We start from the raw sequence: 18,129 nt of genomic DNA, 5'->3' as shown, positions 1-18,129 counted from the left end.
ATTCCTGCCTCAGTCGGATCAGCCGTCAACAATATCGGCATATTCGGGATGGCTCGCGAAGAAGCGTGCCATGAAGCTGCATTTCAGCACGGCCTTGCGACCGCTGGCACATATGAGGTCGAACACGCCTGTGGCCAATCTTGTGCCCACGCCCTGACCGGAAAAGGCATAGGGGACTTCGGTATGGATCAGAACCACCCGTCCCTCCTCGATCCGATAATAGGCCGCCGCCAATGCGTCGCCGCCCAGATCCAGCTCAAACCGATGTTCAGCGGGATTATCGATCACCTTATTCGTCATATGTCCGCCTTTCGACGTGGCCGGCAGGGCGCCGGCCATATTTGGTTTCCATCTCCGCTGTGAATCGGGCATTTCATGTTCGATCGCAACCTGTTGCGCCTTGGCATAGCTTTCGATCAGTAACTGATAGGGCGGGAATATGCGGGTATAAATCTCGGCCCATTTTTCCGCATCATCGCGATGCCATGTCTTCTGGATTTCCGATGCGACGGCGGCCGTATCCATTGGCACCACGCCCGCCTGGACAACACGCGCCAGCGTGATTTCTTGCGCCATCTTCGAATAGGTTCCCGACGCATCAACCACCGCGAACACGCGATAGCCATCCTGCACGGCGGCAATAGAGGGGAAGGCCATACAGACACTGGTGATCGTACCCGCAATAATTAGCGTCCCGCGTCCAGTCGCTTTGACCGCTGCAATGAAATCGGGATTATCCCATGCGTTGATCTCGCCCCGGCGGGCCACATATTGGGCATGTGGCGCATTGGCATGGATTTCCGGGATCAGCGGACCATTCGGCCCCTGGGGTACTGACGCGGTCGTGATGACAGGGATTTTGGCCAGCGTCGCGATCGAGGCGAGCGCGCCGGCTCGAGATCGCAATTCAGGCATCGGCATGTCGCCAACGGTCTGGAACAGGCCGCTCTGATGGTCGATCAGCAGCATCACGGAATCGTCAGGATCGATGATCGGTCGGCTGCCGTTGAAATTGGCGGGGGAAGACATGGAATTTCTCCTGCGGAGTGGAGGTCGATCACGGCCAAGGCGTGATGCCGTCTGGCCGTGATCGAAAAAATCAGTCGGCCTTGTCGTAGGAAAACTGGATGCCAGCGGTGCCACCGGTTTCGATGAACAGGTTCATGAAGGCGGGCACGGTCTCGCTGCGTTTCCAGTCACGCTGCAGTTCACAGAAAAGCTGGGGCACCGAGATCATCTTGCCACCGGCTTGCTCGATCCGGCGGAGGGCTGCCTCATGTGCGGCCAGCGATGTCCCCCCAACCGCATCGACCGGAACATAAACTTCATATCCTTCCTTCAGTGCATCGAGCGCCGGGAAGGTCAGGCAGGCTTCGGTCCAGAGCGCGGTCATGATCAGCTTCTTGCGCCCCGTCGCCTCCACTGCCTGGCGAAATTCGATATCTTCCCAGCTGTTGATGCTCGTGCGGTCATAGGTCGGATAATTGGCCAGCGCTTTGCGTACTTGCGGGACCGGCGGGTGGTTGAGGCCGGTTTCGACGTTCACGGTCGAATGCACGATCGGCAGATCATAGGCGACCGCCGCCTTGGCGCAGCCGACGATGTTGTTGAGCAGCAGTTGCCGATCCATCGAGGCGATCGAATTCACCTGGACCGGTTGATAGTCGATGATGATAAAGGCCGAATTTTGCGGTGTCAGCAGATGATCCGCCTTGGGATCGCGGATGGATTCGCTCGTCATGATGGTTCCTTTCCTGTGCAGCTTCCGTAATGAAACGAAGGTCGGCTGGACGCCCGACCGCCCCGTAACCATGGCCCCGGCGATCAGGATGACCGCCGGGGTTGAGGTCGTCAGCCGATCGCCTGCGCGAAACGACCATTGTTGAAGTCATCGACGGCCGCCCGGATTTCCGCCTCGCTGTTCATAACGAAGGGGCCATGACCGACGATCGGCTCGTCGATCGGTTCGCCGGTCAGCACCAGCAATGTCGTGTCGCCATCGGCACGGAGTTGAACATCCTGTCCATCGCGACCGAGCAGCAGCATTTCCGCTTCGCCAATCTCATGCTCGCCCGCCACGGTCAGCCGACCACTCAGAACGACCAGCATCGCGACATGGCCTTCGGGCAACGGCAGGCGCATCTCCGCATCGCGGGTCAGGCGCATGTCCCAGACATTGACGGGGGTGAAGGTCCGGGCTGGACCATCAATGCCGTCGAACGCCCCAGCAATCACCCGCACCACGCCGGCACCGCTTGCCAGTTCGACGACAGGGATGTCGGCATTGACGATCGCCTGATAGCCGCCGGGGGTCATCTTGTCCTTGGCCGGCAGATTGACCCACAACTGCACCATGCGAAATGGACCGCCGGTCCGCGCAAAGCTGGGCGAATGATATTCCTCGTGCAATATGCCGCCGCCGGCCGTCATCCACTGCACATCGCCCGGACCGATCACGCCGCCGTTGCCGGCGGAATCCTTGTGCTCGACCTCGCCATCATAAACGATGGTAACCGTCTCGAAGCCACGATGGGGATGCTGGCCAACGCCACGACGTTCAATAATGGGGACCAGCATAGTCCAGCAGCAGGAACGGGCTGATATGCTGACCCAGGCCATGGTAGGAAAAAAGCGAGCGAACGGGGAAGCCATCGCCCACCCAATGGCCATGATCATTGCCATAACGGCCCAGAATTTCCTTGGTCATCTTGCACCTCCTGGCAGGGCGACTCCATTTTGCGGCCCTGAACTTGCAGCGAAGATGATCCTGCAATGATGATAGCGAAAGATTGCGATCGGGGACGCAGCGTCCTACTGATGGGACGATGCACGACCTCAATGATCTTTATTATTTCGCACAGGTGGTCGAGCATGGCGGCTTTGCGCCCGCCGCACGAACCATCCATCAGCCCAAATCCAAACTTAGCCGGCGCATATTATTGCTGGAAGACCGATTGGGCGTGCGCCTGCTCAATCGTTCCTCGCGGCGCTTCTCCGTCACGGAGGTGGGGCAGGAATATTATCGGCACTGCCTCGCCATGCTGGTCGAGGCCGAAGCCGCCGAGCAGGCGATCGCCGAACTGCGCGCGGAACCCAGAGGTGTCATCCGAATGGCCTGCCCGGTCGGGCTGCTGCAATTCCAGTTCAGCGGCCTTGTCGCTCATTTTGTGAAGGAGCATCCGGCGGTCGATATTCACCTCAAAAGCTTCAATCGTCCGGTCGATCTGATTGCTGAGGGATATGACCTTGCCATTCGGGCGCGTTTTCCGCCGCTCGATGATACGGGGCTGGTGATGCGCAAGCTGGATGACAGCCGGCAATGCTTGATGGCCAGCCCTGAACTGATCACACGCCCCGTCATCTACCCCGCCGACCTCAATGGACTACCAAGCCTCGATCTGGGGCCGGCACACAACGATTATCAATGGCATCTGGAAAGCAGCGATGGCCAGCGGGCGGCCGTCCGCCATCGCCCACGGATCGTCACTGATGACATGGCAACCTTGCGCGCGGGGGCGCTGGAGGGACTGGGCGTCGTGCAATTGCCTACCCTGCTGATATGGCCAGATGTTATGGCAGGCCGGCTGGTTCATCTCCTGCCGGATTGGCGTCCTCCGGCGGCGATCGTCCATGCCGTATTTCCTTCGCGCAGGGGGTTGCTGCCGTCGGTTCGGGCGCTTCTAGATTTCTTTGTCAGAGAATGTGCGGTTCAACGCGCCGCCGCCGAGAATGCCTTGAAGACATGAACGCCCCTTCCCGGCTGTTTAGCCGCCGATTTTTAATCCCGACAAGCTGACGGTCGGCTTACTGGAGCGTTAAGACCATAAGCCTCCGGTAAACTCGGGGCGGCTCACTCAGTAAGATTGATACATCCCTCTTAGTTGGGAGAGTTCCCCACATTTCACAGCTCCGAAATTGGTGGGTCGCCCGCTCAGAACTGCATTTCAGATAGTTAGAATCGAATATTGTGCCTAATCTTTGATCCCGTGCCGATGAGTTCGGCGTCAGTACAACAAACCGACTGGTAGCAAGGGCATCCCTATCGGCAGAGAAGCTGAGCACGGAATCAATGTTCAGTGTGCCGGAGAAGTCCGTCCGCGCCGCGTTGGTTTTGTGCGATCAGGCTGCTTCGAATATCGCCGCGATGCCCTGCCCCCCTCCAATGCACATCGTCTCCAATCCAAAGCGTCCACCGCGCCGTTTGAGTTCACGGGTCAGATTGGCGAGAATCCGTCCTCCCGTCGCACCAATCGGGTGACCAAGGGAAATGCCCGACCCATTGACATTGAGGAGGGCGTGGCGTTCGTCCGTCGCGCTCCACCCCCACCCCTTGAGCACAGCCAACACCTGAGACGCAAAGGCTTCGTTCAGTTCGATAAGGTCAATATCACTCCAGCCAAGCCCGGATCGAGCGAATAGCCGTTCCACGGCAGGAACTGGCCCTATCCCCATGCGCGAGGGTTCACAGCCCGCTGCCGCCCAACTGTGAAACCATGCAATCGGCTCCAACCGCAGTTCGGCCAATTTATCCTCCGCGACCACCAGGCAAGCTGCAGCGGCATCATTTTGCTGGCTGGCATTCCCCGCAGTGACGACGCCGCCCTCTAGGGGACGCAATGTTGCGAGCGATTCCGCCGTCGCATCCGGGCGATATCCCTCGTCATGGCTAAACATCAGCGGATCGCCTGGCTTTTGCGGGACAGGTACGGGAACGATCTCATCGGCAAAAACGCCATTTGCCCATGCCGCAGTGGCACGCTGATGGCTGGCCGCCGCATAGGCATCGCATTGGGCGCGCGTGATGTCATAGTCCCGTGCCAGGTTTTCGGCTGTTTCGATCATTCCACTGATGACGCCGCACCGTGCGGCAGGTTGCGACATGATCCGGCCACGAATCAACCGGTCGTGCATGGTTACGGAGCCAGCACGGGCGCCCTTCCGCAAGTCAGTCGAATAATATTCGACATTTGACATGCTTTCCACGCCACCCGCCACCACAACGTCGGCTGCTCCTGTTTGCACCATCATCGCGGCATCGATCACTGCTTGCAAACCAGAGCCGCAACGCCGGTCGAGTTGATAGCCGGGGATCGAGATAGGCAGACCGGCGGCGAGTGCGGACCAGCGCGCGACACACGGCGCTTCGCCATTCCCATAGGCCTGGGCAAATACGATATCATCGATCCTGTCAGGATCCACCCCGGAGCGGCCGATCAGTGCTCGCATGATCACTGCCGCCAGTTCTCCCGCTGAAACCGGGGACAGACTGCCAAGAAATTTTCCCACGGGAGTGCGAATGGGCGAAACAATTGCGGCCCGGCGCAGCGACATTAGGAGGATCCTTTCGAGTAGATACCGATAATTCCTAGCATGCGAATCGCCGTCGATGCAGAGGAAAAACCCCAAACGCTCCACCAGTATCTTGCTCGCCGCCCGGGCAGACATATGATGCCATCCTGTGCCGCCTCGGGTCGCCCAGCGCGGCCAGCAACTTCCCCGCTAAGTCAACAGGAGCGATTGTTCAGAAACAGCAGGTCTTCGGGTCGATCCACGTCATGAGCCAAGCCGATCCGTTCTACCACTGTCCAGCGCAACCCCGCCCTGTCCGCCTCTGCTTCATGCAGCGCACGGCTATCCGGCCCGAAACAAGGACGGATCAGGCGTGGCTGGGCCAGAAAAAGCGCGTTAGTGCCGGCCCTTGCTTTGTCCGTGGCGATTCCGACATCCACGGTTTCTCTCAACGCGAGCATGGCTGCGAGATCTTCCGTGATCAGGAAGGGAAGGTCAGAACTCAACAACAAAACCGATCCATTTACCCGGCCCATCGCCTGCTCCAGCGCGCTGTTCTGGCCCTGTCCCCGCTCAATCATGCTTCGGGCACCAGCTTTACGCGCCATCTCCAAGGCTTCCTGGCACCGGCTGACGACCAGCACCTCTGCATTCAATGCCCGGTCCTTGGCCAACGTAAGGACATGCTGGAAGAAATCGCAGCTCAGCCGTTTGCGCTGTTCCGGGGTCAGGATGGACGCAAGCCGGGTTTTACCTTCATGGAAAGGCTTGACTGGAATGATGATGGTGCCTGCCATGCGGCTTAGCGCGCGGTCGCGCTCAGGGCACGCGCAAAGTCCAGCACTTCGCTCGCCAGACGCCGTTGATCCGCCGGATCGCGCATCAATATATCCGTGGCGAAAAGGGCCGGCCGCTTGTCTGACAATGCGCCCACGTCAGCGGTATCGATCACCAATCCGTCGATCAGTTCGCCATAATGGGCGGCCACGGCTGCCGGCGTGGTGGCAATGCCCAACTCGGTCATAATCTTGGCTGCCGGTCCCTTAACCGCCTGCCCCGCGATGAAAGGCGACAGGGCGATGCAGGGCACGTTCCGGTTGACAATATGTTCGCGCACGCCCGGCACCGCCAATATCGGCGCAATCGACAGCAGTGGATTGGACGGGCAGAGAATGATGGCTTCCAGCGCCGGATCACCGAGCGCCGCGAGAAATCCAGCACTGGGCCGCGCCTTCTCGACTCCGTCAAAGCGGATCGATTCAAATCGCGGCGCGCATTGATAGCGGACGAAATAATCTTGAAAAGGCAGATCCCCACGATCCGTCGACACGATGGACCGGACGGGATCATCGCTCATCGGCACAATCCTCTGCGCTATACCAAGGCGCCGCCCGATTTCATCCGTTGCTGCGGACAAATCCCCCTGCTGCATGAGCTGCCGTCGCAGGATATGCGTCGCCAGATCGCGATCACCCAGCCGGAACCATGTTTCGCCACCCAGCCGGGCAATGGCATCCATGAAGGCCCAGCTTTCATCCGCAACGCCCCAGCCCAGTTCCACATTGTTCATATCCGCCAGCGCATAGGTCACGCTGTCGAGATCGGGACAGATAAGCAATCCGAGATGCTCGAAATCATCGCCCGTGTTGACCGCTATGGTAAGTGTCCCCAGCGGTAATATCGCGGCAAGTCCATTGGCGAGTTTCGCTCCGCCCACGCCACCTGCCAATGCCAGCACGCTCATGGAAAAAGGTCCAGCTCAGGCTCGCGGATCAATTCGGCAGCGCTGCCTTTGGAACGTCCGCGGCCGACACCCCGGACAAGAACGACCGGCCGCCCTTCGTCGCCCTGTCCCATGACCAGCGATGCCGCCGCTGCCACTTCGTCGGCAAGGCCTAACTCACTTGTCTGAAGCTGTCGTCCGTGCAAATCCGGTGTGCCGCGCAGATCCAACAGTCCGGCCATTCCGCTCACACCGATGGCGATGCCACAGGTGCCCTTGCGCCAGGCCCTACCCAAACTGTCAATGATCAACACAGCGATATCCTTTTCCGTCCGCCGTACGATCTCTTCCCGGATGACCGCGCAGCTGGCGTCTGGATCAAGCGGCAGCAGGAGCGCGACACCGTCTTCATCCTGCGCGATGTTCGACTGGTCGATGCCTGCGTTGGCCAACACCAAGCCCAGCCGATGACGGACGACGAGCACGCCTTTACGGACACGCATCACCTTATCCGTTTCGGAAAGGACCAGTTCCACAAGACGTGGGTCCTTATCGCATCGCAACGCCAGTTCCCTCGCCTCGGTGGAAGGCACGACCTGCGCCAGAGAAACGGCCCGCCCTTCCGCCTTCGACACAATCTTCTGCGCGAGAACGATGATGTCGCCATCCAGCAAAATTTCTCCCGACCGCTCCAGCGCATCAAGGATCATTCCGGAAAGATCGTCGCCCTGCCCGATCATAGGCATGCCGCCCAGGGCAAGCAGGGTGGCGGTGGCCGATGCGGCAGAAGTCATGATGAAACGGTCGAACCCCCGTGATGCGAATGCCGGAACCGGGCATCTTGTATCGACGATTGAGGGCGATCAGCACGGAGGTCAAGCCCTCCGCAACACTGAATCGCAAAGCAATCCCGCATATGATGCGCGCAGACCGATTTCGCCCGCCGGAACGACCACCGTCTTCAACGTCAGTCGCGATGGCTGATGATGGCATCTGGATATTTCTACTGAAAAACTCTGGATATTCGCATGCCACGCCGCGATGATAGAGCATGGCCGGCGCAATCAATCCTCAAAGCTTCAGTGATTCCCTTGTCATCCTCGGCGCAGCCGGTCTGGTCATTCCCGGATTTGCTCGTTTCCGCATCAGCCCGGTCATCGGTTTCATCTTGGTAGGCCTCGCGGTCGGCCCGGCGGGGCTGGGATCGCTGGTGGGCCAATATCCCTGGCTTTATCATATCACCATATCCAATCAGGAGGCGATAGAGCCCTTCGCGGAACTTGGCGTCATACTATTGCTGTTTTCCATAGGGTTGGAACTGAGTTTTCGTCGCTTATGGACCATGCGGACGCAGGTGTTCGGCGTTGGTGCCGCCGAGCTGCTCGGCAGCGGCCTGCTGATCGCCGCAGGTCTTTATATATTGGGTCAGCCCACGGCGGGCGCGATCGGCCTTGGCCTCGCGCTCGCATTGTCCTCAACCGCCGTGGTGCTTCCCATGGTCGGCACCCAGAGCGCGGTGGGACGCGCCGCCTTTTCGATGCTGCTGTTTGAGGATCTGGCGCTCGTCCCCATCATTTTCATGCTGGGCGCGCTCGCCCCTTCCGTTGCAGCAAGCCCCGATGGTGCATGGGGCGAATTGGCGAGCACGCTGCTTAGGGGCGGCATCACCATTGCTATCATGCTGGTGCTCGGTCGCATCATTCTGCCTCATATCTTCAGCCAGGCCGCACGCACCAAGAGCCCCGAGGTTTTCCTTGCCGCCAGTCTGCTGGTGGTGATCGTCTCCAGCCTTGCCACGTCCATCGCGGGCCTGTCCCCCATCGTCGGCGCGCTGCTGGCGGGTCTGCTGATCGCCGAAACCGAATATCATGGCGAGGTCGAAGTGATGACCGCGCCGTTCAAGGGACTGGCGCTGGGCGTTTTCCTCATCACCGTGGGCATGAGCCTCGACATACGCGTCATCCTCGCCAACTGGCCAAGTCTGGTGCTGGCCGTCATGGGGGTCATCCTCGCCAAAACGCTGGTGACGGCGGCGCTCCTTTATTTCTCCGGCGCACGTAAGGGCGTGGCGCTGGAGGTTGGCGTACTGATGTCCAGCCCGTCTGAAACCACGCTGATCGTGCTGTCGGCGGCAGCGGCGGCCAAACTGATCCTCCCTTCCACCGCAGCTTTCTGGCAGATCGTGACCGCAATCGGCCTTACCATCACGCCGCTTCTCGCCCGCATCGGCCACGACATCGCCCGCCGCCTTGAAATGGCGCTGGGCGAGGAAGCGGTGGAGGTGAAGGAAGAACTGATAGAGGCCGCCGCCGTTGTCATCGGCTTTGGACGTGTTGGCCGCATGGTGTGCGATCTGCTCAAAATGCATAAGCAGCGGTTCATCGTTGTGGAATCCGACCCGGATGTGGTCGCCGAAGCCCGCCGGAGCGGCTATCCGATCCTCTTTGGCGATGTATCGCGAGCGGAAATGCTCGATCGGCTGCGATTGGGGCATGCCCGCGCGTTGATCCTGACCATGGATGATCCGGTGCTGTCTGTCCGCGTGACCAAGCGGGTGCGCGGCTGGGTGTCTGATCTTCCCATCATCGCCCGCGCACGCGATACCGAACATGCCGCGCAGCTTTATCGGGCGGGGGCGAGTGACGCCGTACCCGAAACGCTGGAAAGCTCGTTGCAACTGGCGGAGACCGCGCTCGTCGATCTCGGCATCGCCATGGGACCGGTGATAGCCTCCGTCCACCAGATGCGCGAAGACCTCCGTATCGGGATCAAGGATGCCGCGCAGCTTGAAAACGCCCCGAAGCTGCGCCGCCTGCGCGCCGACGAAGTGCCTTAAATTCGGTCCCGAGCGCGGTCCTGTGAAGACGCTTCAATCCAAACAAGGCCAGCGTGGCGTCAGGCCGGAGAGTCCTATCGCTCTGGCCTGACGCGCGCCTTCCCTCAGGCGGGAACTTGCGTCAACGCTGCCTTTACGGCTTCTATGGCCGCAGCGGCCTTGTCGCCGTCTGGGCCGCCGCCCTGCGCCATGTCCGGCCGGCCGCCGCCGCCCTTCCCCCCAAGAGTTTCCACGCCCGCGCGGACCAGGTCGACCGCGCTGATGCTGCCCATCAGATCATCGGTCACGCCCACGGCAATGCTGGCCCGGCCATCGGTGACAGCCAAAACCGCCGAAACACCGCTGCCCAGCGTCGTCTTGTTCTGATCAACAATGCCGCGCAGTTCCTTGGGGTCCAGGCCTTCGATTACCTGACCAATAAAGTTGACATTCCCCACCTGTTCCGGCCCCGCCGGTTGAGCCGGACCGCTGCCGCCGCCAAGAGCCAGCGCCTTCTTCGCTTCAGCCAACTCCCGCTCCAGTTTCCGGCTCTGTTCCACCAGCGCCGCGATACGGACAGGCACTTCCTCCGGCGTCGTCTTGAGCGCCGCCGCCGACTGACGCAAGCGATCCTCGCGATCGGACAGCCATAGACGGGCAGCCTCGCCTGTCAGCGCCTCAATGCGGCGAACGCCTGAGGAAACCGCGCTTTCCGAAATGATCTTGAAGAGCGCGATATCACCCGTCGCCCGGACGTGGGTGCCGCCGCACAATTCCACCGAATAGCTGTGTTCGTCGCCACGCCCCATGGAAAGAACGCGGACCTCATCGCCATATTTCTCACCGAACAGCGCCAGCGCTCCGGCCGACACCGCATCGTCTGGCGTCATCAGACGGGTCGTGACCGCTTCATTATGACGAACCTGCTCGTTCACATCGGCCTCGACCGCTGCAATCTGGCTATGCGTCAACGCTTCGGGGTGCGAGAAATCGAAACGCAGACGATCCGGCGCCACCAGGCTCCCCTTCTGCGTCACATGCGCGCCGAGTCGATTGCGAAGCGCCGCATGAAGTAAATGGGTCGCGCTATGATTGGCGCGCAGCCGGTCGCGGCGGTCCCTATCGACGCTCAAATGCACGGTATCGCCGATTTTGATGCTGCCCGCGCCAACCTTCGCCCGGTGTGCGTTCAGGCGGCCGAGCGGCTTCGCGGTATCTGACACGTCCGCGACCAGCCCGGTCTGCGACGTTATGCTACCCGCATCGCCCATCTGGCCACCGCTTTCGCCATAGAAAGGCGTCTGGTTTGTAATGATTGTCACTTCATCGCCGGGCCCAGCGCCATCGACGCGCGCGCCATCCTTGACCAGCGCCAGCACTTCGCCTTCGCCCTCTGTCGAGTTGTAGCCGATAAACTCGGTGCTGCCCGCGCTTTCCGCGATATCGAACCAGATTTCGTCCGACGCCTTTTCGCCCGAACCCTTCCACGCGGCGCGGGCGGCGGCTTTCTGCTCGGCCATCGCCTTGTCGAAGCCGTCCCGGTCCACGCCCAACCCGCGCGAACGCAGCGCGTCCTCGGTGAGGTCATAAGGGAAGCCATAGGTGTCGTAGAGCTTGAACGCCGTCTCGCCCGGCAACGTCCCGCTCTCGCCAAGACCGGCGGTGGCTTCGTCGAGCAGTTTCAGGCCGTTTTCCAGCGTCTTGCGGAAACGCGTTTCCTCCCGCAGCAGCGTTTCCTCGATCAGCGGCTGCGCGCGCACCAGTTCGGGATAGGCCCCGCCCATTTCGGACACGAGGCCGCCGACGAGGCGATACATCAGCGGCTCCTTCGCGCCGATGATATGGGCGTGGCGCATCGCGCGGCGCATGATCCGGCGAAGGACATAGCCCCGGCCCTCATTGGCGGGCAGCACCCCGTCCGCGATCAGGAAGCTGGTCGAGCGGAGGTGGTCCGCGATGACGCGATGGCTCGCCTTGTATTCGCCGTCGGTCGCTGTGCGGGTCAGCGCGCCCGATTCCGCGATCAGCGCCTTGAAGGTGTCGGTGTCGTAATTGTCGTGCACCCCCTGCATGACGGCGGCGATGCGCTCCAACCCCATGCCGGTGTCGATGCTGGGCCTGGGCAGGTTGCCGACGATCTCGTTCGCTTCCTGCTCGAACTGCATGAAGACGAGGTTCCATATCTCGACGAAACGGTCGCCATCCTCTTCCGGCGATCCGGGAGGGCCGCCCCAGATATGCTCGCCATGGTCGTAGAAAATCTCCGAGCAGGGACCGCACGGGCCGCTGTCGCCCATGGCCCAGAAATTATCCTTGGTCGGGATGCGGATGATCCTGTGATCGGGAAGGCCTGCGATTTTCTTCCACAGATCAAAGGCTTCGTCGTCGGTGTGATAAACCGTCGCCGTCAGCTTCTCCGCCGCAAGTCCCCATTCCTTCGTCAGCAACGTCCAGGCGTGAAGAATCGCCTGTTCCTTGAAATAGTCGCCGAAACTGAAATTCCCCAGCATCTCGAAAAAAGTATGGTGCCGCGCGGTGTAGCCGACATTGTCGAGGTCGTTATGCTTGCCGCCGGCACGCACCGACTTCTGGCTGGAGGTCGCCGTCGTATAAGGCCGGGTTTCAAGGCCCGTGAAGACATTCTTGAACGGCACCATGCCCGCATTGACGAACATGAGCGTCGGGTCGTTATGTGGCACCAGAGGTGCGGACGGGACGATGGTGTGGCCGTTCGCTCCGAAATATTCGAGGAAGGATCGGCGAATGTCGTTGGTCGAGGTCATGGGGGCGATTTAGTGGGAAGCGCCCCGGCGCACAAGCGGGGCTTTTCATCGCATCGGTCGATTGGATCATCTGGCGGGACGGGTGGCGTTGATGCGCCGCCCGTCCATTTCCCTCAGCTCGCCGCCTTGGCAAGGGCGCGATATCGGTGCAGCAGCGGTTCTGTATAGCCATTGGGCTGCGTCACCCCTTCGAAGACCAGCGCGTGGGCAGCCTGATAGGCAAGGCTTTCCTCCTCGCGACCGCTAATGGGCTGATAGAGGGGATCGCCCGCATTCTGCGTGTCGACCTTGACTGCCATGCGTTTGAAGGCGGCATCCACCTGCTCCGCCGTGCAGACACCGTGTAGCAGCCAATTCGCTATATGCTGGGAGGAAATCCGAAGGGTCGCGCGATCCTCCATGAGGCCGACATCGTGAATGTCCGGCACCTTCGAACAGCCTACGCCCTGATCCACCCAACGGACGACATAGCCCAATATGCCCTGAGCATTGTTGTCCAGTTCCTCCACAATTTCCTCCGCCGACCAGTTGCGGCCGGAGGCGACGGGAACGGTCAGCAGCTTTTCGAGCGGCGCTATGGGTTCGGCGCGCCGTTCGGCCTGGCGGGCGAAGACATCGACCTGATGATAGTGCGTCGCGTGGAGCGTCGCGGCGGTCGGCGACGGCACCCAGGCGGTGTTCGCGCCGCTCCTGGGATGGCCGATCTTCTGTTCCAGCATATCGGCCATGCGGTCGGGCGCGGCCCACATGCCCTTGCCGATCTGCGCGCGCCCCGAAAGGCCGCAGGCGAGGCCGATCTGGACATTGCGGTCCTCATAGGCCGCGATCCAGTCGCTCGCCTTCATCTCACCCTTGCGGATCATGGGACCGGCGCGCATCGCCGTGTGCATCTCATCCCCCGTGCGGTCGAGGAAGCCGGTGTTGATGAAGATGATCCGGCCCTTCACCGCCTCGATGCAGGCGGCGAGATTGGCGGAAGTGCGGCGTTCCTCGTCCATGACGCCGACCTTGATGGTATGGCGGGCGAGGCCCAGCATATCCTCAATGGCGTCGAAGAGGCGGTTGGTGAAACCCACTTCCTCCGGCCCGTGCATCTTGGGCTTGACGATATAGACGCTGCCTGAGCGGCTGTTGGCGAAGCCGCCCTTGCGCTGGAGGTCGTGCATCGCGATCAGGCTGGTGACGATACCGTCAAGGATGCCTTCGGGCGCTTCGCTACCATCGGGCAGGAGGATGGCGGGCGTCGTCATCAGATGGCCGACATTGCGGACCAGAAGCAGGCTACGGCCGGGCAAGGTGAAGCTGCCGCCGTCGGGCGCCGTATAGCTGCGGTCGGCGTTGAGGGCGCGGGTCATTATCGCGCCATTCTTTTCGAAGGTGTCGGTGAGGTCGCCCTGCATCAGGCCCAGCCAGTTGGCATAGGCGGCGACCTTGTCCTCCGCATCGACGGCGGCGACGGAGTCCTCAAGGTCGCAGATGGTGGTCAGCGCGGATTCCAGGATCACGTCGGCAATGCCTGCCGGATCGTCTTTGCCGATGGGATGATCGCGGTCGAACACGACTTCGATGTGAAGTCCGTTGTGGCGGAACAGGCGCCCCTTCCCGTTCTTGCCGCGATACTGGGTCGGATCGGCAAGGGAAATGCCTTCCGCATCGGTGAGACCCGCCCAACTGCCGCCGGCGAGCGGGATAGCCTGATCGAGAAACGCCTTTGCCCAGGCGATGACCTGCGCGCCGCGCCCGGCGTCATAGCCCTTCCCCGCCGGAGCGCCAGGGATGGCATCCGTGCCATAGAGCGCGTCATAAAGGCTGCCCCAGCGCGCATTGGCGGCGTTGAGGAGGAAACGGGCGTTGAGGATCGGCACGACAAGCTGCGGTCCGGCAAGGCGGGCAACTTCATCGTCGACATTGTCGCTGGTGACGGTGAAGGGCGCGGGTTCGGGGACGAGATAGCCGATTTCCTGGAGGAAAGCGCGCAAGTCCGCCGCGTTGCCGGGTTGGCCCGCGCGGTCGCTGTAGAAGGCGTCGATCCGACTCTGGAGATTATCGCGCTTGGCGAGCAGGGCCGCGTTTTTCGGGGCGAATTGGGCGAAGATCGCCGCCGCGCCGGACCAGAAGGCCGGCGCGTCGATGCCGGTGCCGGGAAGCGCGCGCTCTTCGATGAAGGTCGCGAGTGGCTGCGCGACCTTGAGGCCCGCCTTGTCGATCATATTGCCCATGCGATGCTCCTTTGCGGCGGAGCATAGACGGTCGGCATTATACGCAGTAGAGGATATTATATAAATTCAGAATTTCCTGTGGTGAAATTATGATGGACCCGGATTACGACCTCTTCGCCGCGATCATGGACGAAGGCGGGCTGGCGGCGGCGGGGCGGCGGCTCCGCATTTCGCCCGCCATGGTGTCGAAGCGGCTGGTGCGGCTGGAGGAAAGGCTGGGCGCGCGGCTGATCCATCGCACGACGCGAAGGCTGGCGCTGACGCCCGCGGGCGAGCGACTGCATGACGACCTGCGGGAGATAATGACGGCGCTGGACGCAGCGGAAAGGCGCGTGTCGGGCGCCTGTGAGGAAGCTTCGGGGACGATACGGATCACCGCGCCCACATCCTTCGGGCGGATGCATATCGCGCCGCATCTGGGGCGGTTCATGGATGCACATCCCCGCGTTACGCTGCATATCGACCTGTCGGATGACTATGCCGACCTGCTTGCCACGCGGGCCGATCTTGCCATACGCATCACCGTCGATCCGGGACAGGGCCTCGTGGCAAGGCGGCTCGCGACCAACAGGCGGATATTGTGCGCCGCGCCCGCCTATCTGGAGCGGTTCGGCGCTCCGCAGGACATAGCGGACCTCAAAAAACACAGGCTGCTGGCAGCGGAGGGGCAGTTGCCATGGCGGCTGACCGGCCCAGACGGCGCCATCAGCGTGGGCGGAGTGAGCCATGTCCCCACCAACAGCAGCGAGGTCGTGCGTGAACTGGCGATCGCGGGCACGGGGATCGCGCTGCGTTCGCTCTGGGACATCAGCGAGGCGCTGGCGCTGGGACAGGTGCGGCAAATCTTGCCCGCATGGGAAGGATCGGCGGACGTCGGCCTGTTCGCGGTTCACCTGCCGCAGCCCAATCCACCGCTGGCCTTGAGCGCCTTCATTGATTTTCTGGCGGGATTATATCAGCCGACGCCGCCGTGGGAGGGGACGGCCATTGCCCCGGCGGCGCAGGACTTCTAAGGCTCCCCCCATGGACGACAATACACGCCGCGCCGCGCTCGACTACCACCGCTTTCCCCAACCGGGCAAGCTTCGCATCGAACCGACCAAGCGCATGGTCAACCAGCGCGATCTGGCGCTGGCCTATTCGCCGGGCGTGGCCGCGCCCTGCATGGAGATCGCGGCGGACCCGGACAAGGCGCTGGACTATACGGCGCGCGGCAATCTGGTCGCGGTGATCTCCAACGGGACGGCGGTGCTGGGGCTGGGCGCCATAGGCGCGCTGGCGTCCAAGCCGGTGATGGAAGGCAAGGCCGTCCTCTTCAAGAAGTTCGCCGATATCGACGTGTTCGACATAGAGGTGGACACGACCGACCCGGACAAGTTCGTCGAAGCGGTGGCGCTGCTGGAACCGACCTTCGGCGGCATCAATCTGGAGGACATAAAGGCCCCGGAATGCTTCGCCATCGAAGCGCGGTTGAAGGAACGGATGAACATCCCGGTCTTTCACGACGATCAGCACGGCACGGCCATCGTCGTGGCGGCGGCGGTCCGCAATGCGCTGGTCCTGCAGGGCAAGACGCTGGCCGAAGCGCGGCTGGTAACGTCGGGCGCGGGCGCGGCGGCGCTGGCCTGCGTCGACCTGCTGGTGTCCATGGGCCTGCCGGTCGAGCATGTGACGATGACCGACAAGGACGGCGTGATCCATTCCGGGCGCGAAGGCATGTTGCCCAATATGGCGCGCTATGCCCGCGTCACCAATGCGCGGACCCTGCCGGAAGTGCTGCCGGGGGCGAACATCTTTCTGGGCCTGTCGGCGCCGGGCGTGTTGAAGCCGGAATGGCTGCCTTTGCTGGCGGATAGCCCGTTGATCTTCGCGCTCGCCAATCCGGAGCCGGAAATCCTGCCGGACGTGGCGCGGGCGGCCCGGCCCGACGCCATCGTCGCGACGGGGCGGTCGGACTTTCCCAATCAGGTCAATAATGTCCTGTGCTTCCCCTATATCTTCCGGGGGGCGCTGGACGCTGGCGCGACGCAGATTAACGAGGCGATGAAGGCGGCGGCTGCCGAAGCCATCGCAGCCCTTGCTCGCCTACCCGCGCATGACGACGTGGCGCAGGCCTATGGCGGGCGTAAACTGGTGTTCGGGCCGGAATATATCATTCCCACCCCATTCGACCCGCGCCTGATCGCGGAAATTGCGCCGGCCGTCGCCAGGGCGGCGATGGATAGCGGCGTGGCGAAGCGGACGCTGGATATCGACGAATATCGGCGCGCGCTGGCCCGCCAGAATACGCGCTCGGGCCAGCTCATGCTGCCGGTGTTCGAGGCGGCACGGGGCACGCATCGGCGCATTGTCTATGGCGAAGGCGAGGATGCGCGCGTGCTGCGCGCCATTCAGGACGCACTGGACGAAGGGATCGTGCGCCCCGTCATCGTTGCGCGCCGGCGGATATTGGAACAGAAGCTGCCCGACCTGGGCCTGCGTTTCGAACTGGACCGGGATGTCGAAGTGATCGACCCGGAAACCGACCATGGCGTCATGCAGGAACTGGTCGATGGCTATCGCACGATAGCGGCGCGTAAGGGAGTGCCAGCCGCCGAGATTTTACGCCATGTCTATCGTCGGCCAACCGTGACCGCGGCCATGCTGCTGCGACTGGGCAAGGTCGACGCGGCATTGGTCGGCGGCAATTCGGAATATTGGGGACAGGTCGAGCATGTGCTGCGGATCATCGACCGGGAGCCGGGCTATGGGCGCGCCTATGCGCTGTCAGGGCTTATCCTGGACGCGGGCGCGCTGTTCATCACGGACAGCCATATGGTGCCCGATCCGACGCCGGAGCAGATCGCAGAGATGACGTTGCTGGCGGCGACGGAGCTGCGCTATTTCGGATTGAAACCGCGGGTGGCGTTGCTCTCTCATTCCAATTTTGGGGCTTCGCACAGCCCCAGTGCGCGCAAGATGCGGGCGGCACTGAAGCTGGTGCGTGAAGCCGCGCCCGATCTGGCCGTGGATGGCGAAATGCATGCGGATGCGGCGCTCAGTCAGGCGTTGCGCGACCGGCTGGTCCCCGATTCGCGGTTCGAAGGGCCAGCGAACCTGCTGGTCATGCCCAACCTGGATTCGGCGAACATCGCGCTGACGGCGCTGTCGGCCTCTTCCAGTTCGCCCACGGTGGGACCGATGCTGATGGGCCTTTCCCAGCCGATCCATGTGTTGACGCCGGGCGTCACCTCACGCGGGATATTGAACCTGACCGCCATTGCGGCGGCGGAAGTAGCGCGGGAAGGCTGACCTTAACCT

The 18,129-nt window shown here is 62.0% G+C and carries 14 protein-coding genes; 4 read left to right on the top strand and 10 right to left on the bottom strand.

Annotated features, from left to right (window positions below; translation table 11 throughout):
• Positions 1–18: 18 nt before the first annotated feature.
• The 4 genes from ATN00_RS24015 to ATN00_RS24010 form a co-directional block, all read right to left on the bottom strand.
• On the bottom strand, positions 19–1,029 hold the full coding sequence (locus ATN00_RS24015) for an isochorismatase family protein (RefSeq protein WP_156415280.1): 1,011 nt from the start codon (positions 1,027–1,029) through the stop codon (positions 19–21).
• A gap of 70 nt (positions 1,030–1,099) precedes the next feature.
• Complete coding sequence (locus ATN00_RS13490) at positions 1,100–1,741, bottom strand: hydrolase (RefSeq protein WP_062065514.1); 642 nt, start codon at positions 1,739–1,741, stop codon at positions 1,100–1,102.
• Between the two features lie 110 nt (positions 1,742–1,851).
• Entirely contained in the window at positions 1,852–2,577 is a 726-nt protein-coding gene (locus ATN00_RS13485; RefSeq protein WP_231746278.1) for a pirin family protein, read from the bottom strand.
• Positions 2,558–2,707, bottom strand: coding sequence for a hypothetical protein (locus tag ATN00_RS24010; RefSeq protein ID WP_231746277.1), 150 nt, complete (start codon positions 2,705–2,707; stop codon positions 2,558–2,560). The genes ATN00_RS13485 and ATN00_RS24010 overlap by 20 nt, the downstream gene beginning before the upstream one ends.
• Before the next feature lie 118 nt (positions 2,708–2,825).
• On the opposite strand from ATN00_RS24010, the gene ATN00_RS13480 reads away from it, so the two are divergent.
• A complete protein-coding gene (locus ATN00_RS13480; RefSeq protein ID WP_062065512.1) occupies positions 2,826–3,746 on the top strand; it encodes a LysR substrate-binding domain-containing protein in 921 nt (306 codons plus the stop codon).
• Positions 3,747–4,119: 373 nt separating this feature from the next.
• Here the strand turns inward: ATN00_RS13480 and ATN00_RS13475 are convergent, their stop codons facing one another.
• The 4 genes from ATN00_RS13475 to cofE all read right to left on the bottom strand — a co-directional run bounded on the left by ATN00_RS13475 (position 4,120) and on the right by cofE (position 7,806).
• On the bottom strand, positions 4,120–5,331 hold the full coding sequence (locus ATN00_RS13475; protein ID WP_062065509.1) for an acetyl-CoA C-acetyltransferase: 1,212 nt from the start codon (positions 5,329–5,331) through the stop codon (positions 4,120–4,122).
• 173 nt (positions 5,332–5,504) lie between these two features.
• Entirely contained in the window at positions 5,505–6,086 is a 582-nt protein-coding gene (gene cofC, locus ATN00_RS13470; protein WP_062065506.1) for a 2-phospho-L-lactate guanylyltransferase, read from the bottom strand.
• 5 nt (positions 6,087–6,091) lie between these two features.
• Positions 6,092–7,033 carry a 2-phospho-L-lactate transferase gene (cofD, locus tag ATN00_RS13465; protein WP_062065503.1) on the bottom strand — a complete coding sequence of 314 codons (942 nt, stop codon included), beginning with the start codon at positions 7,031–7,033 and terminating at the stop codon, positions 6,092–6,094.
• On the bottom strand, positions 7,030–7,806 hold the full coding sequence (cofE, locus tag ATN00_RS13460; RefSeq protein ID WP_062065500.1) for a coenzyme F420-0:L-glutamate ligase: 777 nt from the start codon (positions 7,804–7,806) through the stop codon (positions 7,030–7,032). The genes cofD and cofE overlap by 4 nt, the downstream gene beginning before the upstream one ends.
• Before the next feature lie 257 nt (positions 7,807–8,063).
• On the opposite strand from cofE, the gene ATN00_RS13450 reads away from it, so the two are divergent.
• Positions 8,064–9,848, top strand: a complete 1,785-nt coding sequence (locus ATN00_RS13450) for a cation:proton antiporter domain-containing protein (protein ID WP_062065493.1) — start codon at positions 8,064–8,066, stop codon at positions 9,846–9,848.
• A 104-nt stretch (positions 9,849–9,952) separates the two neighbouring features.
• Here ATN00_RS13450 and alaS read toward each other — a convergent pair whose 3' ends face one another.
• Positions 9,953–12,610: an alanine--tRNA ligase gene (gene alaS, locus ATN00_RS13445; RefSeq protein ID WP_062065490.1), complete on the bottom strand. Its 2,658-nt coding sequence runs from the start codon at positions 12,608–12,610 to the stop codon at positions 9,953–9,955.
• 113 nt (positions 12,611–12,723) lie between these two features.
• Positions 12,724–14,829, bottom strand: coding sequence for a malate synthase G (locus ATN00_RS13440; RefSeq protein WP_062065487.1), 2,106 nt, complete (start codon positions 14,827–14,829; stop codon positions 12,724–12,726).
• An 89-nt stretch (positions 14,830–14,918) separates the two neighbouring features.
• Here ATN00_RS13440 and ATN00_RS13435 point away from each other — a divergent pair, with 89 nt between their 5' ends.
• On the top strand, positions 14,919–15,842 hold the full coding sequence (locus ATN00_RS13435) for a LysR family transcriptional regulator (protein ID WP_062065484.1): 924 nt from the start codon (positions 14,919–14,921) through the stop codon (positions 15,840–15,842).
• A 10-nt stretch (positions 15,843–15,852) separates the two neighbouring features.
• On the top strand, positions 15,853–18,120 hold the full coding sequence (locus tag ATN00_RS13430; protein WP_062065481.1) for an NADP-dependent malic enzyme: 2,268 nt from the start codon (positions 15,853–15,855) through the stop codon (positions 18,118–18,120).
• Positions 18,121–18,129: the final 9 nt, after the last annotated feature.

It is taken from the genome of Sphingobium baderi (genome assembly GCF_001456115.1).
GTDB classification, from domain to species: Bacteria; Pseudomonadota; Alphaproteobacteria; order Sphingomonadales; family Sphingomonadaceae; genus Sphingobium; species Sphingobium baderi_A.
Note: the sequence above shows the minus strand (reverse complement) of the source record. Positions and strands in the feature narration are given on the sequence as shown.